At 51.7% G+C, this 24,458-nt stretch carries 18 protein-coding genes and 1 tRNA gene; 12 read left to right on the plus strand and 7 right to left on the minus strand.

Translation table 11 applies throughout. The features are described from left to right. Positions 1 to 34 precede the first annotated feature (34 nt). The 4 genes from PMI41_RS06595 to PMI41_RS06610 all read left to right on the plus strand — a co-directional run bounded on the left by PMI41_RS06595 (position 35) and on the right by PMI41_RS06610 (position 4,654). Positions 35 to 532: an Lrp/AsnC family transcriptional regulator gene (locus tag PMI41_RS06595; RefSeq protein ID WP_008123050.1), complete on the plus strand. Its 498-nt coding sequence runs from the start codon at positions 35 to 37 to the stop codon at positions 530 to 532. Positions 533 to 648: 116 nt separating this feature from the next. Beyond that, a complete protein-coding gene (locus PMI41_RS06600) occupies positions 649 to 2,142 on the plus strand; it encodes an NAD-dependent succinate-semialdehyde dehydrogenase (protein WP_008123053.1) in 1,494 nt (497 codons plus the stop codon). A 23-nt stretch (positions 2,143 to 2,165) separates the two neighbouring features. Beyond that, positions 2,166 to 3,545 carry an aspartate aminotransferase family protein gene (locus tag PMI41_RS06605; RefSeq protein ID WP_008123055.1) on the plus strand — a complete coding sequence of 460 codons (1,380 nt, stop codon included), beginning with the start codon at positions 2,166 to 2,168 and terminating at the stop codon, positions 3,543 to 3,545. Positions 3,546 to 3,550: 5 nt separating this feature from the next. Next, positions 3,551 to 4,654 (plus strand): alcohol dehydrogenase family protein, encoded by a 1,104-nt coding sequence (locus tag PMI41_RS06610; protein WP_040853972.1) that lies wholly within the window; start codon positions 3,551 to 3,553, stop codon positions 4,652 to 4,654. On the opposite strand, the gene PMI41_RS06615 is transcribed toward PMI41_RS06610, so the two are convergent. The 4 genes from PMI41_RS06615 to PMI41_RS06630 form a co-directional block, all read right to left on the minus strand. Continuing rightward, positions 4,651 to 7,899 carry an error-prone DNA polymerase gene (locus PMI41_RS06615; RefSeq protein WP_081497111.1) on the minus strand — a complete coding sequence of 1,083 codons (3,249 nt, stop codon included), beginning with the start codon at positions 7,897 to 7,899 and terminating at the stop codon, positions 4,651 to 4,653. The genes PMI41_RS06610 and PMI41_RS06615 overlap by 4 nt on opposite strands. After that, positions 7,896 to 9,338, minus strand: a complete 1,443-nt coding sequence (locus PMI41_RS06620; protein WP_040853974.1) for a DNA polymerase Y family protein — start codon at positions 9,336 to 9,338, stop codon at positions 7,896 to 7,898. Before PMI41_RS06620 ends, PMI41_RS06615 begins: the two co-directional genes overlap by 4 nt. A 19-nt stretch (positions 9,339 to 9,357) precedes the next feature. Next, on the minus strand, positions 9,358 to 10,137 hold the full coding sequence (locus PMI41_RS06625) for a hypothetical protein (RefSeq protein ID WP_052025846.1): 780 nt from the start codon (positions 10,135 to 10,137) through the stop codon (positions 9,358 to 9,360). Between the two features lie 87 nt (positions 10,138 to 10,224). Further along, the gene (locus PMI41_RS06630; RefSeq protein ID WP_040854014.1) at positions 10,225 to 10,473 is read right to left on the minus strand and encodes a hypothetical protein; all 249 of its coding nucleotides are present in this window, start codon (positions 10,471 to 10,473) and stop codon (positions 10,225 to 10,227) included. Between the two features lie 96 nt (positions 10,474 to 10,569). On the opposite strand from PMI41_RS06630, the gene PMI41_RS06635 reads away from it, so the two are divergent. The 3 genes from PMI41_RS06635 (at position 10,570) to PMI41_RS06645 (ending at position 13,193) form a co-directional block, all read left to right on the plus strand. Then, positions 10,570 to 11,289, plus strand: a complete 720-nt coding sequence (locus PMI41_RS06635; protein ID WP_008123065.1) for a Crp/Fnr family transcriptional regulator — start codon at positions 10,570 to 10,572, stop codon at positions 11,287 to 11,289. Positions 11,290 to 11,558: 269 nt separating this feature from the next. Then, positions 11,559 to 12,296 carry a hypothetical protein gene (locus tag PMI41_RS06640; protein WP_244423909.1) on the plus strand — a complete coding sequence of 246 codons (738 nt, stop codon included), beginning with the start codon at positions 11,559 to 11,561 and terminating at the stop codon, positions 12,294 to 12,296. Between the two features lie 123 nt (positions 12,297 to 12,419). After that, positions 12,420 to 13,193, plus strand: a complete 774-nt coding sequence (locus PMI41_RS06645) for a class I SAM-dependent methyltransferase (protein WP_008123069.1) — start codon at positions 12,420 to 12,422, stop codon at positions 13,191 to 13,193. A gap of 87 nt (positions 13,194 to 13,280) precedes the next feature. Here the strand turns inward: PMI41_RS06645 and PMI41_RS06650 are convergent. Next, a tRNA-Lys gene (locus PMI41_RS06650) sits at positions 13,281 to 13,356 on the minus strand. 249 nt (positions 13,357 to 13,605) lie between these two features. On the opposite strand from PMI41_RS06650, the gene PMI41_RS06655 reads away from it, so the two are divergent. The 3 genes from PMI41_RS06655 (at position 13,606) to glmS (ending at position 17,733) form a co-directional block, all read left to right on the plus strand. Next, complete coding sequence (locus PMI41_RS06655; protein WP_008123072.1) at positions 13,606 to 14,352, plus strand: cytochrome c biogenesis CcdA family protein; 747 nt, start codon at positions 13,606 to 13,608, stop codon at positions 14,350 to 14,352. 90 nt (positions 14,353 to 14,442) lie between these two features. After that, the gene (glmU, locus tag PMI41_RS06660; RefSeq protein WP_040853976.1) at positions 14,443 to 15,804 is read left to right on the plus strand and encodes a bifunctional UDP-N-acetylglucosamine diphosphorylase/glucosamine-1-phosphate N-acetyltransferase GlmU; all 1,362 of its coding nucleotides are present in this window, start codon (positions 14,443 to 14,445) and stop codon (positions 15,802 to 15,804) included. A 105-nt stretch (positions 15,805 to 15,909) separates the two neighbouring features. Further along, complete coding sequence (gene glmS / locus PMI41_RS06665) at positions 15,910 to 17,733, plus strand: glutamine--fructose-6-phosphate transaminase (isomerizing) (protein WP_008123076.1); 1,824 nt, start codon at positions 15,910 to 15,912, stop codon at positions 17,731 to 17,733. Here glmS and recG read toward each other — a convergent pair whose 3' ends face one another. Further along, the gene (recG, locus tag PMI41_RS06670; RefSeq protein WP_008123078.1) at positions 17,734 to 19,842 is read right to left on the minus strand and encodes an ATP-dependent DNA helicase RecG; all 2,109 of its coding nucleotides are present in this window, start codon (positions 19,840 to 19,842) and stop codon (positions 17,734 to 17,736) included. It lies immediately after the preceding gene. A 116-nt stretch (positions 19,843 to 19,958) separates the two neighbouring features. Here recG and PMI41_RS06675 point away from each other — a divergent pair, with 116 nt between their 5' ends. Both PMI41_RS06675 and mfd read left to right on the plus strand, forming a co-directional pair. Next, positions 19,959 to 20,246 carry a succinate dehydrogenase assembly factor 2 gene (locus PMI41_RS06675; protein ID WP_008123080.1) on the plus strand — a complete coding sequence of 96 codons (288 nt, stop codon included), beginning with the start codon at positions 19,959 to 19,961 and terminating at the stop codon, positions 20,244 to 20,246. Between the two features lie 43 nt (positions 20,247 to 20,289). Continuing rightward, a complete protein-coding gene (gene mfd / locus PMI41_RS06680; protein WP_008123082.1) occupies positions 20,290 to 23,790 on the plus strand; it encodes a transcription-repair coupling factor in 3,501 nt (1,166 codons plus the stop codon). On the opposite strand, the gene PMI41_RS06685 is transcribed toward mfd, so the two are convergent. Beyond that, positions 23,791 to 24,456: a DsbA family oxidoreductase gene (locus PMI41_RS06685; RefSeq protein ID WP_008123084.1), complete on the minus strand. Its 666-nt coding sequence runs from the start codon at positions 24,454 to 24,456 to the stop codon at positions 23,791 to 23,793. Positions 24,457 to 24,458 lie beyond the last annotated feature (2 nt).

Raw genomic sequence — 24,458 nt, forward strand, 5'->3', positions numbered from 1 at the left:
GTCATGATTATACCGTGAATTCAACAGGCGTATCATGACCGCAATCAAGCTAGATCCTATCGATATCCGTATTCTGGACGAAATCCAGAAGGAGGGGCGCATCACCAAGCTTGCACTGGCTGAGCGGGTTGGAATCTCGCCAACACCTTGCTGGACGCGTCTGCGGCGGCTGGAAAAGGCGGGGATCATCACCGGCTATCACGCAAAGATTGCATTGCGGCTTGTTACTTCCGTGACGACAGTCCTCATGGAAGTGACCCTTGGCGCGCACAGGCAGGCAGATTTTGACCGGTTTGAGCGTGCAATCAAGACGTTGCCGGAAGTGGTGGCATGCTGGTCAGTGGGTGGCGGCGTCGATTATGTCCTGAAAGTCATGACTCGCGACATTGATGCCTATCAACGATTGGTCGACGATCTTTTGCAACGGGAGATCGGAATAGACCGGTATTTCACCTATATCGTCACGCGAACCGTCAAGGACGATGCGGTTCTGCCCATTACTGAACTGCTGCCTGCTCAAAGTGATAGTTAGTCATTCTCTCTCCCCAAGACGCCCAATAAGGACAATCTCTCCTGAGCTGGTAACCGATACAGACTCTTTCTCCGTTGGTTCATGCAAGACTCGGCAGAACAATCCGGGAGAGTTGAATGTCCGCTCACTTTGCACGACCAGACCGCCATGCGGCCCTTGATCGCCTAAAAGACCGTCGCATGCTACGTGAATTGGCCTATGTTGATGGCCATTGGACAGCTGGTGATGCGGGCCAGACGTTTGAAGTTTCCGATCCTGCGTCGGGTACGGCTATTGCCTGGGTCTCCAAGCTCAATGCCGATCAAACATCAATAGCCATTGATGCGGCGGCAAAAGCGTTGCCCGCTTGGCGAAATCTTCTTCCACAGGAACGTACAGCAAAACTGCGCAAATGGTACGAGCTGATACTCGCCGCGAAAGACGATCTCGCGCTCATCATGACACTTGAGCAGGGCAAACCATTGGCAGAGTCGCGGGGCGAGATCGACTATGCCGCCTCGTTTATTGAGTGGTATGCAGAAGAAGCGAAGCGACTTAACGCGGAAAATGTAACCAGCCATCTTGCTGGCGCAGAAATGATTGTCCGCCGCGAAGCGATTGGCGTCGTCGGGATCGTCACTCCGTGGAATTTTCCTTCAGCAATGTTGACACGAAAGGCCGCTGCCGCTCTTGCGGCAGGTTGTACTGTCGTTGCGCATCCATCATCTGAAACACCTCTTTCAGCGCTTGCTCTTGCAGAACTTGCCGACCGTGCGGGCATTCCCTCCGGGGTTTTCAATATCGTCACAGGAGATGCTTCAACGGTGGTTGGACGAATTTGCGAGGATTCCCGAGTTCGCGCGCTGAGTTTTACGGGTTCGACGGAGATTGGGCGGCTGATTGCAGCGCAATGCGCCGCGACCATGAAAAACCTCGTCATGGAACTTGGCGGGCATGCTCCACTGATTATTTTCGCGGACGCAGACATCGACCGCGCTGTCGACATCGCAATTGACGCCAAGTTCGCAACGTCAGGACAAGACTGTCTCGCGGCAAACAGGATTTATGTTGAACGTTCAATTCTCGACGCTTTTGCCGAAGCTTTTGCGAGGCGCATTTCGGAACTGAAAGTTGCACCCGGTCTGACTGAAGGTGCGGATATCGGTCCGCTGATGCATGAGCGCGCTATTCGAAAAGTTGAAGAGCAGGTGGAAGATGCAATAGGCCGTGGTGCAAAATGCATCATTGGCGGCAAGCGCCACCAAGCCGGTAAGTTGTTTTACGAGCCGTCGCTTTTGATCGATGTTCCGGAAGACGCGCTGATCATGCGCGATGAAACCTTTGGTCCGGTTGCCGCAATAACTCCATTCGACACCGAAGAAGAAGTCGTTAGCCGCGCCAATGCCACCGAATATGGCCTTGTTGCCTATGCCGTAACCAGAGATGGCGCGCGCATGCTGCGGCTCGGGCGAAATCTTGAATATGGAATGGTCGCGATAAACCGGGTGAAGATTACCGGTGCTCCCATTCCGTTCGGCGGCATCAAACAGTCCGGGCTGGGACGCGAAGGATCGCGCCACGGCATCGAGGCATTCACCGAACTCAAATATCTCTGCATCGACACCCACTGAACTTCGAAGAACAGGAAAATATCATGCTTGAACGCTCAAACGAACTGAACGCCTGGGATCGGGATCACTTCTTTCATCCATCAACGCATATGGGTGCTCATGCACGAGGCGAAACTCCAACGCGGATAATCAAGAGCGGTGAGGGCGTTCATATAACTGACAGTACAGGACGCACAAGCATTGACGCATTTGCCGGGCTTTACTGTGTCAATGTGGGCTATGGCAGACAGGAAATCGCCGACGCCATTGCAAAACAGGCTCACGAACTCGCCTATTACCATGCCTATGTGGGGCACGGTACGGACGCATCTATAACGCTTTCCAAAATGATTATTGATCGCGCGCCAGAAGGTATGAGCCGGGTCTATTTCGGGCTTTCAGGTTCTGATGCCAATGAAACCAATATCAAGCTGATCTGGTACTACAACAACGTTCTTGGCCGCCCGGAAAAAAAGAAGATCATTTCGCGTTGGCGTGGTTATCATGGTTCCGGCATCATGACTGGCAGCATGACCGGGCTGGAACTTTTCCATAATGCTTTTGATCTGCCGCGTGCGCCGATTATCCATACAGAGGCGCCATACTATTTCCGCCGCGAAGACCGTTCCATGAGTGAGGAGCAGTTCTCCCAGCACTGCGCTGACAAACTGGAAGAAATGATACTCGCAGAAGGCCCTGAAACAGTGGCCGCGTTTATTGGTGAGCCAATTCTTGGGACTGGCGGTATTGTTCCTCCGCCAGCGGGATACTGGCAGAAGATTCAGGCTGTCCTGAACAAGTATGACATTCTGCTTGTCGCTGACGAGGTTGTTACAGGCTTCGGGCGATTGGGTACGATGTTTGGTTCGGATCACTACGGGATCAAGCCGGATCTGATTACGATAGCAAAGGGCCTGACCTCGGCCTATGCGCCGCTTTCGGGTGTCATTGTCTCCGATAAAGTCTGGCAGGTTCTGGTGAAAGGCTCTGATGCGCTTGGTGCAATCGGACATGGTTGGACCTATTCGGCACACCCGATCTGCACAGCTGCGGGCATTGCCAATCTCGAACTCATCAACAAGCTCGATCTTGTTACAAATGCTGGGGAAACCGGAGCTTATTTCCGTGAGCAGCTGACACAGGCACTGGCTGGCAATGCAATTGTGGGTGAAGTGCGCGGTGATGGAATGCTAGCTGCAGTGGAGTTTGTTGCTGACAAGGACGACCGCACATTTTTCGATCCTGCATTGAAGGTTGGTCCACGTATTGCGGCGGCTCTGGCGGAACGTGGCGTACTTGGACGGGCCATGCCGCAGGGCGATATTCTTGGCTTTGCTCCCCCGCTTTGTTTGACACGTGACGAGGCCGACACGGTTGTAAAAGCAGCAACTGAAGCAGTTGAATCTGTTGCAAAAACAATCTGAGGTGAATGATGACAGAGACGAACGTCCCACTGACTATGGCCGCCATACAGCTTGTTGGTCATGGCGGGCTCGACAAACTCGTATATAACCAGAAAACGCCGGTGCCTGCGCCGCAGGCGGGTGAGGTACTTATTCAGATAACTGCTTGCGGTATGAACAATACTGACGTCTGGGTACGGGAAGGTGCCTATGGCACCGAGAAAGATGCTGGCGCTGTATCCACATGGCGTCGGCAAGAGCCGACGTTACGCTTTCCGCGTATTCAGGGAACCGACATCGTAGGAAACATTGTTTCCGTTGGCGGCGGTGTAGATCGGACACGTATCGGTCAGCGCGTAATGGTGGATTTTTCTATTTACAATCGTGACGATGATAGTCTTGCAGACATTGACTACATAGGTCACGGCCGCGATGGCGGATATGCCGAGTACGTTACAGTCCCGGTTGAAAACGCACATGTCGTTGACACTGATTTGAGCGATATCGAGCTTGCCACATTCTGTTGCGCTTATTTAACCGGCGAACAGATGCTTGAACGTGCAGAATTGAAGGCCGGCGAACGCGTGTTGGTAACCGGGGCATCGGGTGGTGTCGGATCTGGGATAGTGCAGCTTGCAAGAGCACGCGGTGCGATTCCATACGCGCTTGTAGGACCGGGCAAAGAACAAGCGCTTCTCGATATCGGTGCTGAGGCCGTTATCACGCGCGGAACTGAAGATCTGGTTGCCGCGGTCAATGAGGCAACCGGCGGAAAACCAATTGATGTCGTTGCGGATCTCGTCGGTGGTTCGATATTTAATGACCTGCTCCGCATTTTACGGGCTGAGGGTCGCTACACGACTGCCGGAGCAATAGCCGGACCAGTCGTGCAGCTTGATTTGCGTACCATGTACCTCAAGCAACTTGCCCTGCACGGTTCATCACAAGGCACGCGCGGAGACTTCCGCCGTATTGTTCGCTATATTGAGGAAGGCAAGATCAAGCCGCTTGTTGGTGGTGTCTATCCTTTGTCTGAATTCCATAGGGCGCAGACTGATTTCATGGCGAAATCCTTTGTTGGAAAACTGGTTGTCGTGCCGGATGCAAAACTGGACGGTGCCAACGCTTAATGGAAATCCCTGGATTTCGGCATGATACGCCCATTTCTGGGATGACGCGCTCGTGCGTCTCCCTGCACAGGATGGGTAACTTCATCGCTTCGTGACACGGGCAAAATTGCGCGCTGTTCAGACAGGCGGTAAAGATCGCCAGTTCGATCGGTCAGCTTTCTGGCTACGATGTGGACCACATTGTCTGCGCTCTGGACTATTCCCTCAATAAGGATCAGCCGCGATCCCATGACTTCCTTGCGATAGATATTGAGAAGTTTTTGCCAGATGACGATGTTGGCGATGCCCGTTTCATCTTCAATAGTCATGAAAACTACGCCTTTGGCTGTACCCGGCCTTTGACGCACAGTCACAACGCCTGCAAGCTTGACGCGTTTGTTATTGGCCAGATTATTCGCAAAACTGCAGGTGGAAACCTGTTCTGAGGCAAACATTTCACGTAGAAACTGCATTGGATGGCCTTTGAGCGAAAGCCTGGTCGACTCGTAATCGGCAATGACGTGCTCGGAGAGCTTCATCCGGGGAAGGGCTACTTCTGTTTCCTTGGCCAACTCATTTGTTTCCGCAGCCTGAAACAGAGGCAGTGTTGTATTGTCAGGAAAACGGCGTACGGCCCAAAGTGCTTCTCGCCGATCAATGCCAAGCGAACGGAATGCATCAGCATCGGCTAGAAGTACAAATGCGCGCCTTTCCAGCAATGTCAGGCGTCTTACCTCTTCGATATTGGTATAGCTTTCGCCTCTCTTTTCGCAAATCAGGTCTGCCCAACGTTTGGAAAAACCGTCGACCTGACGAAAACCAAGTCTGGTGCATAGATCGCCATTATCATTTCTTTCCAGCGTGTTATCCCAGTGACTGAAATTAATATCTGCGGCGCGAACCTCGACCCCGTGTTTACGCGCATCGCGAATGATCTGATCAGGAGGATAAAAGCCCATGGGCTGTGAATTCAGCAAAGCCGCAGCAAAAACAGCGGGGTGGTGGCATTTTATCCAGGAGGAAATGTAGACGAGAATAGCAAAGCTTGCGGCATGGCTTTCGGGGAAACCATACTCGCCAAAGCCTTTGATCTGGTTGAAACAGTTCTGAGCAAAGTCGCGCTCATAACCGCGACGGACCATACCCTCCACCATTTTGTTTTCCAGCTTATGTATCGTTCCCACATTTCGGAATGTTGCCATGGCGCGCCGCAACTGATTGGCTTCATCGCCGCTAAAGCCTGCTGCTACAATGGCAACACTCATTGCCTGCTCCTGAAAGAGAGGAATGCCAAGGGTTCGGACAAGAACTTCTTTCAATTCGTCCTTATGACCAAATTCAGGTGATGGCGAGGGATAGGTAACTGAGTCCGGATTATTGCGCCGCTTCAGATAAGGATGGACCATATCGCCTTGAATGGGCCCTGGCCGAACAATAGCTACCTCGATGACCAGATCATAATATTTCCTTGGCCGAAGACGCGGCAGCATGTTCATTTGGGCTCGGCTTTCCACCTGAAAAACCCCAAGGGAATCTGCCTTGCAAAGCATATCGTAGACTTCTTCATCATCCAGCTTGATATCTGCCAGCTCTAAGCGATCTCCACCATGCAAGTGAATGAGATCGAACGCTTTGCGGATACAGGTGAGCATGCCAAGCGAAAGAACATCGACTTTCATGATGTTGAGCTCGTCGATGTCGTCCTTGTTCCATTCAATGAATGTGCGGCCTTGCATCGCCGCAGGACCGATTGGAACAGTCAAATCAAGACGCTCTTGTGTAAGAACAAAACCGCCGACATGCTGTGAAAGATGGCGCGGGAAATTAAGCAATTCTTTTGCAAGCTTAATCGTGCGACGGATCAAGACATTGTCAGGATCAAGCCCTGCTTGTTTTATCTCCGGTTTTTCAACAATCGAACCCCAACTACCCCAAACCATATTCGCCAAAGCAGAAGTAACATCTTCGGTCAGGCCCAAAGCCTTACCGACATCACGGATAGCACTGCGCGGCTGATAACGGATGACAGTCGCAATAACAGCGGCATGTTCGCGGCCATAGCGCTTAAAAATCCACTGCATGACCTCTTCGCGCCGCTCATGCTCGAAATCCACATCGATATCGGGCGGTTCTTTACGCTCTCGTGAAAGAAACCTATCGAAAAGCAAATCGCTTGTTGCAGGATCAACTGCCGTTATACCCAGGCAATAACAAACTGCAGAATTAGCTGAGGAACCGCGCCCCTGACACAGAATATTCTGTGAGCGGGCATAGGTGACAATGTCATATACGGTGAGGAAATAGGGGGCATACTGCAGCTCCTCGATCAATCTGAGTTCCTTTTCCAGAGCTGCACTCACTTTTTTCGGAATGCCGTTCGGATAACGTTTGCTCGCCCCTATCCATGTTTCGTCAATCAGATGTTGTTGGGGCGTTTTACCGGGCGGAACAGGTTCATCAGGATATTGATAGCTAAGATCATCAAGAGAAAAAATGATGGGTTTCACGAAGCGTTGCGTTTCTTCCAGTGCTTCTGGAAAATGCCGGAAGAGATGCTGCATTTCTTCCGGAGTCTTAAGATGCCGCTCGGCATTCTTCTCCAGCTTGCGACCTGCCGTTTCGATCGTGACATGTTCACGGATACAGGTCAGCACGTCCTGAAGCGGTCTTCTGTCTGGTGCGTGGTAAAGCACGTCATTAACTGCCAGAAGGGGAACCTTTGCATCAGCTGCAATGCGGGCAAGTTTTTCGCCATGACGTCTATCATTGCCCTTGCGCGGCATAACAAGGCATAGCCAAACAGAGCGAGGAGCAATCAGTGACAGGTTTTTCAGAAAGGCCGTGAAATTTCCATCAGGATTTGCAGCCGGCATGACTGCAATTTGAAAATTGTCCGCTTCAGGTTCAAAGTCTTTGAAAAGCAGGTGGCATTCACCTTTGATCTTGGCGCGCTCTTTGCTAACGCTCAAAATCTGGCAAAGCTTGCCATAGGCTGGCCGATCTCGTGGATAGACAATGAGATCCGGCGTTTCATCGCTAAATACTAAACGGCTGCCAATATAGAGATTTACCGAAAGGTTCTGTTCTTTTTTGATTTCTTTGCGCGCGCTATGGGCACGGACTACACCGGCAAGTGTGTTGGAATCTGCAATGCCGATGCCTTTTAGGCCAAGAAGGGCTGCAGCTAGAACCATTTCCTGAGGTTGGGATGCGCCTTTCAGGAAGGAAAAATTACTGGTCACGGCAATCTCGATATAATCCATCAGGCAAATAGCCCATGCAAAAACCATTTGGGATTGGGATCATTGCGCTCATAAAGACCTTCCCTAAACACCCAAAACCGTTTCCCTTGTCTATCTTCAACCCTGTAATAATCGCGAGTAAGAGCGCCCGCATGCTCGCGCCACCACTCCGGTGCAATGCGCTCGGGACCTTCGGCAAGAACAATTGTATGCTGGACACGGCGCCACATAAATCGCGCCGGGGCACCATCAGGAATCCCTGCCGTTGTTTCTATAAGCTCCGGCGGATTGAACAGTCTTATAGGCCTCTCTGGCGGATTCCCCGGCTGATGTTCAGGTGACCAATCAACTAAAGAATCCGATTTTTCCCGGGACGCAGATTCAAGCATAACAGCACGTTCAGGAATATGCGTATCGACCGGGATAGGGCGCAAAACACGGGAGTTTCCCAGTCTTATCGATAGCCGATCAATGAGAGCATCGAACGTTTCTGTTTCCTGTTGTGTGTTGTCGAGGCTTTTCTGCTGTGTACGGGTTCGCTCAGTTCTGACGGCAGACATGCGAATAATATCAAAACCAAAACCGGCATCCAGAGGATCGGCTAAAGTCGATAATCTTTCCTTGAGCAACCGCATCAATGTTTTGATTTCAGTGAGCGGCTTTCCTGCCTCAATATTTATGCGCCGTACATTTCCATCGACACGAAAGAAGCTTGCTTCGACCTCACGCGCCCCCTCTACACGGGTTTGTAATTGCCTGAAGAGTTCGTCGCCTAGGGATTGCAGCAAAAGCTCGACGGAATCCATGCTGATTAGTGGTTCGGCCATACGCCTTTCAACCATGCAGACAGGCACAATGCGTCTTGGAGAAATGGGTTGATTTTGCCTTCCGAAAAGATTGTCCAAGCGATTAACTAGGTCTTTTCCAAAACGGGCAGAAAGAGCGGCCCGGGGCAGTACCTCAACCTCGCCTACATGTAACAGGCCTGCTCGCTTCAGGCCAGCTAGGTGAACCTGATCTATTTCCAGGCAGGCTAGATACAGTTTGTGCAGCCTTTTTTCTTCATCATCGCCGACAATGCCGCCAGAAGAGTAGCGTGCAAATGCCCGGGCAGAAGCTGCATTGTTTGCAATCGCTGACCTGACAAACATGCCATGCTTTTTCAGGCGGAAATGAATGTCATTAAGCAGAGTCGCTTCATCAGCAAAAAGATGAACACAGCCTGTAATATCCAGGACAAGACCTTCCGAACCATCAAGGGCAACCAGAGGTGTATAGCGATCACACCAATCGGCAAGCCGCTCTAAAAGTATGGAATCCTGCCGAGGTGAGGCGAACGCAATATCCAGCTTTTCAAACTGCGCTCGCGCATCAGCCAGTGTCATGCTCTTATACAGGCCTGCTTTTCCAGCTCTCTGATCGACAGCGACCAGACGCAAGACATTTGCAATCTTGTCAACCACGATGAGATGCTGAGCAGGATTATCGCGCTGCGGATTTTCGCGTTTGAGGCGATCTGTAGGAAGGTGAGGAAACCAAAGAGCCAGAAACCGATTCTGTCCTTGTAAAAACATGATTTTCGCTCTCCCATTGTAATGTCCATTGTCCCGTCTTTCCCTGTCTGTTTCGGATAAGGGAGACTTGAAACACAGGGTGCCCGGGAGCATTGGCACCTGCCGATTGCGAAGGGGCAGACCGGATCAACCACCGGGTGACAGCTGCATTTTCAAGGGGCATAGCTCCAAGCCGCAAAAGAAAAGCAGGGACATTCGTTCTCTGCGCTGTAAGCAATAATTTTCGCGATGCTGTCAGATCAAGGCATTTGGGATTGCTCCAAGGCGCAATAATCACTGCGCCAGTTCCTTGTACTCCAAGGCTGTCTGAAGCTGCTTTCAGAACATCCTGCGGCGAGGCACAGCGCACAATGATGAGGCGATCGGGAGGGAGTCCAAGATTATTCAGACCGGGTGCATAGGGAAAACCCTGTTCTTTGCCGGTAAAATCCTCTTCAACCCAAAGAATGGGGCTATGATCAGGAGAAGCACGCAGGGCAAGGGCAATAACAAAACCTGTTGCAGCACCTGAATCGCCACTTTCTTCAGAGAAAACTTCATGAAGTGCACTGCGTTGCAGGCCATCATGAAAAATACTGTCTACCTCTGCGCAACCAAGCCCAAATACAGAGCGATCCAAGACTTTCGTATCCTGCGCGCCAAAAGACGTAATATTGCGCCTTAACGCCGTGAGATCGACGATTGCCACTACGATGCACCCTTAAATGTTCATGATATGTTCTATTATTGAGCTTATGGAGAAGCAAGTCAAGCTGCCTTGAAGGGTGCTCTATCGTTATTTCCAGATTTCCGGCTCATCGAGCCATTCGCTGCTGTATGTCAGGCTTGAGACGGATATTGGGTGGCCGTTTTCATCGCGCACGGTGATCGAGACAACTCCCTTAGCGCCTGCAAGTTCATCCCTGGCCACGTCAGTCAGTATTCGGGCAACCTCTCTAGTAACATGTTCACGAGAGGGTAACTCCAGACCAACGTCGTCCCGCGTATGGTCGCCATTATGCAGGTCGAAATAATATCTATGCATGGTATTTTTGTTTTTCATGGGAACAGAAGGTTTGATTATCGATTAAGTTCCATAAGGGCCGAGTAAATCTCCGGCTTGTAACCAACTGGAACAAAATTGATCGAATCTCTTCTGTTACGCCTTGAAAGTCACGACATAGTTTCTGCTTCGGAAAAGAAGTTGTTGAGCGACATCATCGTTCGCCAAGGTGAGTTTTCCGTGGGCGAGGATTTGGTTTCTGAAGGCTCAAGACCCGGATTTAGCACATTATTGCTAGATGGTTTTGCAGGGCGTTATAAAGTGCTCGAAGACGGCAGTCGGCAAATCACATCATTGCATATAGCTGGAGATTTCGTTGATCTGCATGCTTTTCCTCTGAAAATCATGGATCATGGAATTGTTGCCCTGTCGCCTTGTCGTGTAGCTTTTACCAGCCATCCAGACCTTAAAACGATAACCGAGACGGCCCCGCATCTTACACGCCTGTTATGGCTTCATACTTTGATTGACGGTGCCATTCATCGCGAATGGATCGTTGCCATGGGAAGGCGCTCCAAGAAAGCCCATCTCGCACATCTTATTTGCGAATTATATGTGCGTTTGCAAGTCGTTCAGCGCACGAACGAGTGGAGTTTTCACTTCCCGCTATCCCAAGCTGAGGTGGCGGATGTTCTCGGGATATCCGTCGTGCATCTCAATAAGACGCTGCAGACGCTGCGAAAGGACAAGCTTCTGGTGTGGGTCAACAGGACAGTGACCATTCTGGATTGGGACCAGCTCACGTCAATCGCACAGTTTAATCCAACATATCTAAACCTATCGATTGAACCGAGGTAGGTAGCCTCTTGAGTCTGGTTGTGTTTACACAAAGCGCCAAGAAGACTTCTTCGCGCAGATAGCTGTGCTATAGGCTTGAAGAAGCCTACTCTCCGGATGCAAGAAATAAACAGATGTCCACCAAAACCAATGTTCCGATTCCAAAATCAGAAAAAAGACATTCCTTGTTGTTCCGGTTGATATTGCGATGGAACGTCCGTCGCGCACTCAAGTCGGACGATTTCGGGGTTGGAGAAACAAACCTGTATAGGGAGAGCTTGAAGGGAACCTTGCCGAGTTCAGGTAAGGTTATTCTGGTTGCATGCGATGACCGTTATTTTTACAGCTTTGCGCTGGGTTTGATTGAATCCATCGAAAGACTTGGCAAACCTGAAGCGCTGCATGTTTTGCTTCTCGAGCCTTCGAGCAAAGTTGTCGAAGAAACCGCAGCTCTCGCCAAAAATCTGAAGCATGTGAAGCTGACTTACTCTGTCGATCCATGTGTCCTGGCGCAGGGGCTCAAGCGGCGTGAAATCTACTACACCGCCGCACGTTTTCTATTGGCACCTCTGGTTTTGGAAGCTGGGGTTGAGCGCCTTCTCATGATTGATGTCGACGCTGTTATGAATCGGTCTCCGTGGCCAATGATCCCACAGGATTTTGATCGTCAAAGCGGAGCATTCATATTCCGGAGAAAGGAAAAACGTCCGTGGCGCAAGATACTTGCGTCGGCTGTTCTGTTGAACAATTCACCAGGGTCGATGCATCTGGCGAACGCGATTGCCAGTTCGATAGCGGTCAGTCTGAGCAACAAGCCCAATTATCATATCGACCAGATTCTGCCGTTCTATGCATGCGAACTATCTACCAGAATGTTCGATGAGTTTTCCACTTCTGATATTCCTGCAAAACTTATGGGCTATCATTACGAACCAGAGTCCGCGTTTTGGACTGTAAAAGGGCATCAGGCGCTGGATACTTTTGTAGCCGAGCGAGACAAGCTCCTAGGTCCAGGCTCCAAAAACTGAAGTAGCGCGAATATCCTGAGCGCTACAGTCTTTGCCAAGGCAGATGGGCTTATTGCATTTTACAATTGGTTGGGTTGCAGCATAATTTGCGAGATGCGGGCGAAGACTCAAACGAGGGTGCACATGCTGGATCGCGCTGACTTCTATGACGCAGAACTAAAACGCTACAATGAACATCTGCGCGCTGCCTCCAACGTCCGGATGGATGACCAAGTGCTCGATATTGGTTGCGGAGCAGGGCAATCGACGCGGGACGCCGCGAGAATTGCAGTGAAGGGGCGCGCAATCGGCATCGACACATCCACCGAGATGCTTGAGGTGGCGCGACAGCGTTCCGATGAAGTGGGATTGCGAAATATTGTCTTTGAACAGGGGGATGCTCAAAGCCATTCGTTTTCAACAACAAATTTCGACCTTTGCCTTAGCCGGTTTGGCGTGATGTTCTTTGCTGATCCGGCAGCGGCGTTCGGCAATATTGCCCGCGCCATGCGTCCCGCTGGGCGAATTGTATGGATGGTGTGGCAAAGTCAGGATCACAATAAGTGGTCTGCATCCATTCGACGTATTCTGGCTCCACAGTCCACAATTTCGGAGGGTGTTGTGCCGGCATTCTCCCTTGGCGATCCTATAGTGGCAAAAAAGCTATTGAATTCAGCAGGCTTTGTATCGGTTGATTTCACTGATGTGCGGGAACCGGTTTTCTACGGAGCAGACGTGGATAGCGCGTTCAATGCACTCGTAGACCTTTATCCTGATTGGGCCAGTAAGGCATCAGACGACACTGTGCAGCGACTGCGGGATCTTCTGGAGGAACACATGACCAACGATGGCGTGCTCTTCGACTCTCGTGCCTGGATCATCACAGCGCACAAGGGATATAGTATCACGAGTGCCTGAAAAACGAATAAGCGCTCACGCTGCCGTAGATCAAAGCGAGGTTGACCGAGAACGATAATGATAATCTGATCTTGGAATAAATCTGAATGGTGAGCGCGCAGGGGTTCGAACCCTGGACCTACTGATTAAAAGTCAGTTGCTCTACCAGCTGAGCTACGCGCTCCCTTGTGAGCCTATAAACTGGCCTCAGGAATTGCGGCGGAACATAGGTGCGAGATGGCAATCGGTCAACAGCAATTGTGCATAGTTTTTGCGACAAAAAGCCTAGTTTTTACAGCTTTTGTTAAAATTGTGTGCGAAGGGGCTGTTCCGACCCACAGCTTGCAGGCTTGAAATGGCGAAAAGGTGATTGGAAATCGCCAGAGATTCGGCCTAATCCGGCGAAACGCAAAATGACCGTGAAGGAGCGCGTATGGCGCTTGATGTTTCCTATCTGACTGCTGCTGGTGCCGGTGCACTTTCATTTCTGTCGCCTTGCGTTCTGCCGCTCGTACCGCCTTATCTTTGCTATATGGCAGGAGTAACAGTCGAAGACTTCAGAGCCGATGCGCCTGCAGCCAGGATTTCTCCCGTCAGGCGCGCGCTGCTGCTTTCATCCTTCTGTTTCGTTTTGGGATTCACTACGGTTTTTGTGCTGCTTGGAGCCGGCGCATCGACGATTGGCGGGTTTCTGCGCATGTGGCAGCAGGAAATCGCCATCGTCGCGGGTGTCGTCATCATCCTCATGGGCTTAAACTTTCTGGGCGTATTCCGACTGGCTTTTCTGTCCCGCGAGGCACGCTTTCAAAGTCAAGGCACACCGGCCAATCCTTTTGCAGCCTATGTCATGGGACTGGCATTCGCTTTTGGCTGGACCCCATGTATCGGCCCGGTGTTGGGTCCGATTCTGGCACTGGCAGGTGCACGCGACACTGTGAGTGATGGGGCGTTGCTTCTTGCAGTCTATTCCCTCGGACTTGGGATTCCGTTCATCATCGCCGCGTTGTTTTCCGGAATGTTCATGCGTTTCCTTTCGCGGTTCCGCATGCATCTTGGTAAGGTCGAAAAGATTATGGGTGTCCTTCTGGTCATTACCGGCGTTCTGTTCCTGACCGGCGGGCTGCAGACATTTTCGTTCTGGCTGCTCGAAACATTTCCCATCCTCGGCCAACTCGGCTAAAGAGGCGCAAGTTACAAAATTGCAACCAACAATATGCGATGTTGCATCACCACACCGCATTTGACCTGGAATGATCTGAAAGTCCGAACCATGACATTACGCACCTGTCTTACGGTTATTCTCGCTGCCGGCGAAGGCACACGGATGAAATCCTCATTGCCAAAGGTACTTCATCCAATAGCAGGCTTGCCGATTGTGGGGCATGTCGCAAAGGCGGTACAGGGCGCTGGTGGAAGCGATATAGCCTTGGTGGTTGGCCGCGGTGCTGAAAAAGTCGAAGCTTCGGTACGCTCACTCGTGGGCAATATAACTGTTCATGAACAAGTTGAGCGCCTTGGTACTGGGCACGCCGTTCTGGCGGCGGAATCTGCCATTGCTGCCGGTTACGACGATATTATCGTGGTATTTGGTGATACGCCGCTCATCGAAACATCCGCCCTGGACTTGGCTCGCGAAAAATTGGCGGGCGGCTCAGACATTGTGGTTATGGGTTTCCGCCCGGACAATCCGCACGGTTATGGCCGCCTGATTGAACAAGACGGCCGGCTGATCGCTATCAGAGAAGAAAAAGATGTAAACGAAGCCGAGAAGAAAATCGGCTTCTGTAATGGCGGGTTGATGGCTCTGCGCGGTGAGCATGCCTTGGCATTGCTCCGCATGATCAAGAATGAAAATGCAAAAGGTGAATACTATCTGACTGACGTGGTGGAAATTGCAAATTCACAAGGAAAGTCAGTTATTGCGATAGAGATATCTGCCGATAATGTCATTGGCATCAATACACGATTGGAGCTCGCGGAAGCGGAAACAATCTGGCAGAACCGCAAGCGTCGCCAAATGATGCTGGCTGGCGTATCCATGCAGGCACCGGAGACCGTATTTTTCTCCCACGATACGTTGATTGAGCCCGACGTTACTCTAGAACCAAATATTGTTTTTGGCCCTGGCGTTTCGATTGCGACAGGCGCAGTCATTCATGCGTTTTCGCATATTGAAGGCGCAAAAGTTGGCGCGAATGCCAACATCGGCCCATTTGCTCGTCTACGACCAGGTGCTGATCTCGCCGCCAAGGCAAAAGTCGGTAATTTTGTTGAAGTGAAGAATGCCAGGATCGGTCAGGGTGCCAAACTAAATCATTTGAGCTACATCGGAGATGCTACGATCGGTGCAGATGCAAATATTGGCGCAGGCACGATCACATGCAATTATGATGGCTATAACAAGTACCATACAGAAATCGGAACCAACACTTTTATAGGTTCGAACTCTTCTCTCGTCGCGCCGATATCGATAGGTGATAACGCATATGTCGCCTCAGGTAGTGTAATTACTGAAAATGTCCCGGCCGATGCACTCGCTTTTGGGAGAGCACGTCAGGAAATCAAGGAAGGGCGTGCCGTACAATTGCGGGCGCGATATGCCGCGTTGAAATTGTCGAAAAAGGCGGAGTAGGCAGTCCTATTCATTCATGCAAGATTGAGTAACGAAACTTGACTTTCTGTCACGGCGATTTCGCCATAGGCAGAGGGCGGAAAAATTGGGGCATCGGAGTTTTATATGTGCGGAATTGTAGGAATCATCGGACGGGAACAGGTTGCACCCCTTCTGGTCGATGCGCTCAAGCGACTTGAATATCGTGGCTATGACTCGGCTGGTGTTGCAACGCTGGATAATGGTCAGCTAGATCGCAGGCGGGCAGAGGGCAAGCTTGTCAATCTCGATAATTTGCTGAAAGAAAACCCGCTTGGCGGAACCATTGGTATTGGTCATACGCGCTGGGCAACGCATGGCGCGCCCATTGTCCGCAATGCTCATCCGCACACAACTCCGCGCCTTGCGGTAATTCACAACGGCATTATCGAAAACTTTGCCGAGCTTCGCACCATGCTGGAGGCTGATGGCTATGTTTTCGAAACAGAAACCGACACTGAGACGGTCGCGCATCTGGTAACCCGTGCTCTGGATCGTGGCCTTGCTCCGGTCGAAGCTGTTCGCGAGTCCCTGCCAATGTTGCGCGGGGCATTCGCCATCGCCATCATGTTCAAGGGCGAAGAAGATTTGCTTATTGCAGCACGCAATGGGCCGCCGCTTGCCGTGGGGTATGGCAAAGGAGAGATGTATCTCGGCTCCGATGCAATCGCGCTCGCTCCCTTTACTGACAATCTATCCTACCTTGAGGACGGTGACTGGGCTGTTCTCACGCGCAGTGGTGTTACCATTTATGATGAGACAGGCTCTGAAGTGCGCAGGCAGGTTCAGAAGTCTGCTGGTTCGGCGTTTCTGGTAAGCAAAGGCAATCACAGGCACTTCATGGAGAAGGAAATCCATGAACAGCCGGAGGTTATCTCCCATACTTTGGCGAACTATCTTGATTTCTCGAAGGGTACAATTCGCGCCGATGCTGCGCCGATTGATTTTGCCAAAATTGATCGTATTGCTGCGTCGGCTTGCGGCACAGCATTCTATGCTGGCCTCGTTGGAAAATACTGGTTCGAGCGTATTGCCCGATTGCCGGTCGATATCGATGTTGCGTCTGAGTTCCGTTATCGCGAAATGCCGTTATCAAAGGATAGCCTTGCTCTCTTTGTTTCACAGTCGGGTGAAACAGCTGATACTTTGGCCTCGCTACGCTATTGCAAAGAGCAAGGATTGCCAGTCGGCACCATCGTTAATGTCAAAGAATCGACGATGGCTCGTGAGTCCAACACAATCTTCCCTACTCTTGCTGGTCCTGAAGTAGGTGTTGCTTCAACCAAGGCATTCACTTGCCAATTGTCCGTATTGGCATCACTGGCTGTTGCTGCCGGTAAAATGCGCGGCACGATTACCGAACAGGAAGAGCGCCAACTCGTACGTGAGCTTTCAGAAATCCCGCGATACGCCACGCAAGCGTTGAAGCTGGAAGGACAGATAGAAGCAATCAGCCGTGATCTCAGCCAGGTCAAGCATGCGCTTTATCTTGGCCGTGGCACTAACTACCCACTGGCTCTTGAGGGTGCGCTGAAGCTCAAGGAAATTTCCTATATCCACGCTGAAGGTTATGCGGCGGGTGAACTGAAGCATGGCCCAATCGCTCTTATTGATGAATCGATGCCTGTTATCGTGATTGCGCCGCATGACCGCTGGTTTGAAAAAACTATCTCGAACATGCAGGAAGCGGCCGCTCGTGGTGGCAAGATCATCCTTATCACCGATGAAAAGGGTGCCGCAGCCAACAGCTTGAAGACATGGCACACGATCATATTGCCGGACATGCCGGAAGTAATCACGCCAATCATCTACACGCTGCCAATCCAGATGCTGGCCTACTATACAGCAGTCTTCATGGGGACCGATGTTGATCAGCCGCGCAATCTCGCAAAATCGGTAACGGTAGAGTAGTCAGCCGGCGCGAAGCAGCCGGACTGCTTCGTCGCGCTCGAACAGATAAAGCAGGACGCGCAGAGCTTCGCCCCGCGCGCTTTGCAATTCCGGATCGCGTGTCAAAATATAACGCGCATCCTTACGGGCAACCTCAAGAAATTCCTGATGTGCTTCGAGATTTGCAAGCCGAAAGCCCGGTGTTCCGGATTGACGCGTGCCAAGAAGCTCTCCTTCGCCTCGCAGCTTGAGATCTTCCTCGGCGATGCGGAAACCATCTTCAGTTTCCCTCATAATTTTCAAGCGCGCTTGTGCAACTTCGCCAAGCGGACCTTTATAAATCAGCAGGCACGTAGAGGGCTTGTCACCCCGACCAACGCGTCCACGCAATTGATGCAATTGCGCCAGACCAAATCTTTCCGCATGTTCAATGACAATGATCGTCGCATCGGGAACATCAACACCGACCTCGATAACCGTAGTTGCCACAAGCAGTCTTGTCTCGCCGCTTTTGAAAGCTGCCATGGCAACATCTTTCTCGACACCGCTCATTCGTCCATGAACCAGGCCTATGCGGTTTTCAAGCAGTGGTTGCAGTGATTGGAAGCGTTCTTCGGCCGAGACAAGATCAACCAGTTCTGACTCTTCTACCAAAGGACAAATCCAGTAGATTTTCTGCCCCTCATTGATGGCGGTTCGCATGCGATCCACAAGTTCGCTTAGTCGCTCCATGGGCAATATTGCGGTTGTAATCGGGCGTCTTCCAGCGGGCTTTTCTGTCAGTTTCGAGACATCCATGTCGCCAAATGCTGTGAGTACGAGAGTTCGCGGGATGGGCGTTGCCGTCATAACAAGCATATCTGGCGCAGAACCCTTGGACGTCAGAAGCAGGCGCTGATGCACACCAAACCGATGTTGCTCATCGACAATAACCAAAACCAGATCGTGATAGTTGACCTTTTCCTGGAATAAAGCGTGCGTCCCAACGATTATATGGATCGCGCCACTTCTCAATCCTTCAAGAATTTCTTCGCGTTCGCGGCCTTTTTCGCGGCCAGTCAATAGCGCAACGCGCAGGCCCGCCTTTTGCGCCAAAGGCATAATCGTTGCAAAATGCTGCCGGGCAAGTACTTCCGTTGGCACCATCAGCGCCGATTGTCCGCCAGCCTCTGCAGCATGAGCCATTGCAAGCAATCCAACGATGGTTTTGCCGGATCCGACATCACCCTGCAAAAGGCGCAGCATCCTGTCTGGCTCACGCAGGTCAACGATGATTTCCTTGATTGCCTGTTGCTGACTATTCGTCAGAGAATACGGTAACGCAGCGATGATCTTTGCTTTGATATGGCCATCACCCTCTAGCTTGCGCCCGGAAAGGCGGCGAGTTTTCATGCGCACCAACGCTAATGCAAGCTGGCCTGCAAGAAACTCATCATAGGCCAGGCGCTGTCTTGCCGGATGATCAAGCGCGATATCGCTTGGGTCTCGCGGGTTATGGAGTACCTGCAACGCCTGTCGATGCGCGGGAAGACTGTACTTTTCGAGGACAGGCGCTTCTATCCATTCCGGCATATCAGGTGTTTTGCCGAGAGCCTCCTGAATGCCTCGTGCAAGAACCTTGGGTGATAGCCCTGCCGTAAGCGGGTATACCGGCTCGACCAAAGAAAGCGAAGCTGCGTCTTCAATGCTTGCAATATGATCCGGGTGAACCATGGAAGGTCGCCCGTTGAACCACTCCATTGTACCGGATACGATGACGGTCTCGCCGACAGGCATGGCTTTTTCCAGCCAAGTCTGCTTTGCATGAAAAAAAGTCAGGCTGATTTCGCCAGTATCATCATGAGCATAAACACGATGGGGAACATTGCTGCGGCCACTAGGTGCAGGTTGATGGCGATCAATGCGAACTTCAAGGGTGACGATAGCGCCTTCAGGAGCGTAGGCGATGCCGGGACGGTTGCGGCGATCAATAACACTGTGTGGGGGCAGATAGACCAGGTTGCCGACGCGTGGCTCGGCACCGGGTGGTTGCGTCCCGAGTAAAGTACCCAGAAGCCCGGATACCTTCGGGCCGATACCCGAAAGCGAGCGAACAGAAGCAAAGAGCGGATCAAGTAGGGAAGGACGCATATGTAACGTTTAACGTGTTCGATTTGCGTTGCAAGGCTGACAGATGCCACAAGGCAGGCTATACCCAGCCGCATCGATTGGCTGGGTACCATGAACTTTACAAACGGAGCACGCGCATGACCGGAAGCAGTCGCACAACCGCCGACTTGCCGCCAAGACAGCGGCGAATACTTTTCCGCTGCTGGCATCGCGGTATGCGCGAAATGGATTTGATTCTTGGTCAATTTGCCGACGCTCATATCGATACTTTGTCTGACGAAGAGCTTGACCAATATGAGTCTCTGATGGAAGCGCTCGACCGTGATCTGCTAAAATGGGTCACAGGTGAAGCTGAAGTTCCCGCAGAGTTTAATACGCCAATCTTTCACAAGGTTGTCGCCTCCCGCCACAATCTGAAATTTTAAAGTCGTGCTTCTGCATGCCCCAAAATGAAATCCTGAAATCGAAATGACTGCTTTTACCAAACTCGGATTGAGACCGGACGCACGTGGACACATTGTCGTTGATGGTGTTGTCGATGGCTATGAAGCCTTTGCTCTGGCAAAAGTCGTTGCCGAAGCCGGGGCGGGTGGGCCTGTGCTTTTTATTGCACGAGATGGTCAGCGTATCGCCGATATCGAACAGGTACTGGGATTTGTCTCGCCGGAATTGCCGGTATTACAACTGCCTGCTTGGGACTGCCTTCCATATGATCGCGTGTCACCCGGTGCCGATACATCCGCCCGCCGGTTGAGTGCGCTGGCTGGGCTTGCAGCATTGCGTGATGGGAAGCACCCCGGCGTCATTCTTGCGACCGCTAATTCCGTGCTGCAGAAATTGCCTCCGCGTAAAATTCTCAGCCAACAGCTATTTCTGGCGAAACCCGGCAATAGAATTGAAATGAACTCTCTTGTTCAACGCCTTGAAAGTAATGGGTTTGAGCGGGTGCCAACTGTGCGCGATGTTGGCGAATATGCCGTACGCGGCGGCATATTAGATCTCTTCGCACCGGGAGCAGAAGAACCGTTGAGACTGGATTTTTTCGGCGATACGCTGGAGACAATCCGAACGTTTGACCCGGCATCGCAGCGAACATCGAGCCAAAAAACTGAATTCTCCATGCAGCCGATGAGCGAGATTACGCTCTCTCCAGAAATTATAAGCCATTTCCGAACACAATATGTTCTAAAGTTCGGGGCACCATCGCGTGATGACGCGCTTTATCAGTCGATTTCCGAGGGTCGTCGCTTCGCAGGTATGGAGCACTGGCTGCCACTGTTCTACGACAACCTTGAAACGCTTTTTGATCATGCGGGAGACATGCCGATTGTCTTCGACCATCTGGCGCATGAATCCATGGCTGAACGCCATAAAATGGTGCTTGATCACTATGAAGCACGCAAGCGGCAGTCTGATGGCAAAGAGCCGGGTGATACCATTCCTTACAAACCCGTTGAACCGGGCTCGCTCTATTTGACACCTGATCAGGTTGATGCCGCTGCTCTTGCATCCGGCATGCGCATTGATTTTACACCCTTTGATGCGCCATTTGTAACCGGACGTTCGACAATCCATGCGGGAGCGCATCGTGGCCGAACCTTTGTCGAGGAGCGCACTGCCAAGGATGCCAATGTGTTCGACAGTGTGGTCAAACACATTGCCGACGAACGCGCCGCAGGCAAAAAAGTGCTTCTCGCTGCCTGGAGTGAGGGCACTCGAGACAGGCTCGTACAGGTTCTAAGCGAGCACGGTCTGGAAAAAATCGAACTGGTCGAAGACCTTCGTACCGTAAAAGCGCTCGCCCGCGATAAAGTTACAGCAGGTGTGTTGTCTCTTGAGACTGGCTTTGATGCTGGTGAAATCGTTGTCGTAGCCGAACAGGACATTCTGGGCGATCGGCTTATCCGTCATTCGAAACGGCGGAAGCGGGATAGGGACTTCATCAGTGAAGTTGCAGCACTGAATGCTGGAGACATCGTGGTCCACGTAGATCACGGCATTGGCCGGTTTATCGGCTTGCGCACAATTACCGCTGCCGGTGCGCCGCATGACTGTCTTGAACTTCACTATGCTGGCGATGACCGGCTATTCCTTCCCGTGGAGAATATTGAGCTTCTTTCACGATTTGGCTCGGAAACCTCAACGGCTGTTCTGGACAAGCTGGGTGGCGGTGCGTGGCAGGCGCGTAAAGCCAAGCTTAAAAAGCGGCTGCTGGATATTGCCGGGCATTTGATCCGCATTGCGGCAGAGCGTCAGATGCGCGGTGCTCCGGTTTTGCTACCACCTGACGGGCTTTATGGAGAGTTTGCAGCCCGTTTCCCATATGACGAGACTGAAGATCAGGATCGCGCTATTGATGCGGTTATTGATGATTTGTCGCTAGGCAAGCCTATGGATCGCCTGATCTGCGGCGATGTTGGCTTCGGTAAAACTGAAGTCGCATTGCGTGCAGCGTTCGTGGCGGCATTGAATGGCGTTCAGGTAGCAGTCGTTGTTCCAACAACTTTGCTATCCCGCCAGCATTTCAAGACTTTCACATCGCGGTTTCAAGGATTGCCAGTCAATGTCGCCCAAGCTTCTCGGCTTGTTGGCTCGAAGGAACTCGCAGACAATAAAAAGGGCATTGCGGAAGGGCAGGTTGATATCGCCGTGGGTACCCATGCTTTGCTCGGGCAAGGCATCAAGTTCAAGAACCTTGGACTGCTGATTATCGACGAAGAGCAGCATTTTGGCGTTAAACACAAAGAGCGATTGAAAGAACTCAAGTCAGACGTGCATGTGCTGACCCTGTCAGCGACGCCAATTCCCCGCACATTGCAGCTGGCATTGACTGGTGTGAGGGAGCTTTCCCTTATAACAACCCCGCCAGTTGACCGTATGGCCGTGCGTACATTCGTTTCGCCTTTCGATCCTCTGGTGATCCGCGAGACATTGCTGCGAGAGCGCTATCGTGGCGGACAGAGCTTTTATGTTTGCCCGCGCATTTCAGATCTTAATGAAATCAAGGAATTCCTCGACGCACAGGTGCCGGAACTCAAAGTTGCTGTTGCGCATGGCCAAATGGCCCCCGGCGAACTCGACGATATCATGAATGCTTTCTATGACGGCCAGTATGACGTGCTGCTTTCAACGACAATCGTGGAGTCAGGGCTGGATATTCCAACAGCCAACACGCTGATCATACATCGTGCAGATATGTTTGGCCTATCACAGCTTTACCAGCTACGAGGTCGTGTCGGGCGATCCAAGCAACGCGCCTATGCATTGTTTACACTTCCCGCCAATAAAGTGCTTACACAAATGGCAGATCGCAGGCTCAAAGTTCTGCAATCACTCGATACGCTGGGAGCAGGCTTTCAACTTGCAAGCCATGACATGGATATTCGCGGTGCAGGCAATCTGCTCGGCGAAGAACAATCAGGCCATATCCGTGAAGTTGGCTTTGAACTTTACCAGCAGATGCTTGAAGAAGCGGTGGCGGAGATCAAGGGAACGGGCGAGGTTGAGGACGGTCACTGGTCGCCTCAAATTGCCGTTGGCACAGCTGTCATGATTCCGGAAACCTACGTGCCGGACCTGCAACTGCGCCTTGGGCTTTACCGCCGCCTTGCCGATCTGGAAGAATTGCAGGAAATCGATGGTTTTGGCGCGGAAATGATCGACAGATTTGGCCCGCTCCCGGAGGAAGTCCAGCATCTGCTCAAGATCGTATACATCAAGGCGCTCTGCCGCCGCGCGAATGTCGAGAAAGTCGATGCGGGTCCAAAGGGCGTCGTTATCCAATTCCGCAACAAGACGTTCAATAGCCCGGCAGCCTTGGTCAAAATGATCGGCGAACAGGGTTCAATGGCCAAAATCCGTCCGGATCAGAGCATCGTCTTCGTTAGAGACTGGCCTACAGCAGACAAGCGGCTTAACGGCGCGGCGGTAGTCATGACGCAATTGGCAAAACTGGCAGAAGCGTCCTGATCACACAGGGCGCGGTTCGTAGCCGTCGGCAGTCTGGCGAATAGCATCCGCCAGTGCATCAGCCGATTGCGCACCCATAACCGCATATTTCTGATCGAGAATAAAGCAGGGAACGCCGCGGACGCCTACCTGATTGGCCGTGTCGATTTCCTGCCGTACACCTACAGTATCAGCATCTGTGGCAAGCAGACTATCGACGATGGCAACGTCCATGCCGGCCTCTTCGGCAGCTTCAAGCAGAACCTGGCGATCACCAATGTCTTTTCCCTGCTCGAAATAGTAGGAGAAAAGAATGCCGACCACAGCGTCCTGAACATTGGGGTTGGCTTGTGATCCCCAGCGGATAAGCCGGTGAGCATCCAGTGTATTGGGAGCAATCTCAATGGCCTCGAAATCAAATTCGATGCCTTCTTCCTTGCCCAACTCAATCAATTGCTGGTGAATCTCGAATATCTTGTCGGAGCTACCGAACTTTTCCTGCATGTAGCGATTACGATCCTTGCCTTGCCGGGGAATCGTTGGATCAAGCTGGAATGGCCGCCAGTTTACCGTGGCATCGATGTCTGGATTCATCGCCAATGCGTTTTCAAGGCGCTTTCTGCCGAGATAGCACCAAGGGCAAACAACATCAGACACAACATCAATCGTGAATTTTTTCTCAGTCATTA

The sequence above is a fragment of the Phyllobacterium sp. YR531 genome (assembly GCF_000282595.1).
In the GTDB taxonomy this organism is placed as follows: Bacteria; Pseudomonadota; Alphaproteobacteria; order Rhizobiales; family Rhizobiaceae; genus Phyllobacterium.

Bases quoted from the DNA above. Each gene is read 5' to 3' on its own strand.
- PMI41_RS06595 (WP_008123050.1), top strand. From the start codon at position 35: ATGACCGCAATCAAGCTAGATCCTATCGATATCCGTATTCTGGACGAA.
- PMI41_RS06600 (WP_008123053.1), top strand. From the start codon at position 649: ATGTCCGCTCACTTTGCACGACCAGACCGCCATGCGGCCCTTGATCGC.
- PMI41_RS06605 (WP_008123055.1), top strand. From the start codon at position 2,166: ATGCTTGAACGCTCAAACGAACTGAACGCCTGGGATCGGGATCACTTC.
- PMI41_RS06610 (WP_040853972.1), top strand. From the start codon at position 3,551: ATGATGACAGAGACGAACGTCCCACTGACTATGGCCGCCATACAGCTT.
- PMI41_RS06630 (WP_040854014.1), bottom strand. From the start codon at position 10,473: ATGCATAGATATTATTTCGACCTGCATAATGGCGACCATACGCGGGAC.
- PMI41_RS06645 (WP_008123069.1), top strand. From the start codon at position 12,420: ATGCTGGATCGCGCTGACTTCTATGACGCAGAACTAAAACGCTACAAT.
- PMI41_RS06655 (WP_008123072.1), top strand. From the start codon at position 13,606: ATGGCGCTTGATGTTTCCTATCTGACTGCTGCTGGTGCCGGTGCACTT.
- glmU (WP_040853976.1), top strand. From the start codon at position 14,443: ATGACATTACGCACCTGTCTTACGGTTATTCTCGCTGCCGGCGAAGGC.
- glmS (WP_008123076.1), top strand. From the start codon at position 15,910: ATGTGCGGAATTGTAGGAATCATCGGACGGGAACAGGTTGCACCCCTT.
- recG (WP_008123078.1), bottom strand. From the start codon at position 19,842: ATGCGTCCTTCCCTACTTGATCCGCTCTTTGCTTCTGTTCGCTCGCTT.
- PMI41_RS06675 (WP_008123080.1), top strand. From the start codon at position 19,959: ATGACCGGAAGCAGTCGCACAACCGCCGACTTGCCGCCAAGACAGCGG.
- mfd (WP_008123082.1), top strand. From the start codon at position 20,290: ATGACTGCTTTTACCAAACTCGGATTGAGACCGGACGCACGTGGACAC.
- PMI41_RS06685 (WP_008123084.1), bottom strand. From the start codon at position 24,456: ATGACTGAGAAAAAATTCACGATTGATGTTGTGTCTGATGTTGTTTGC.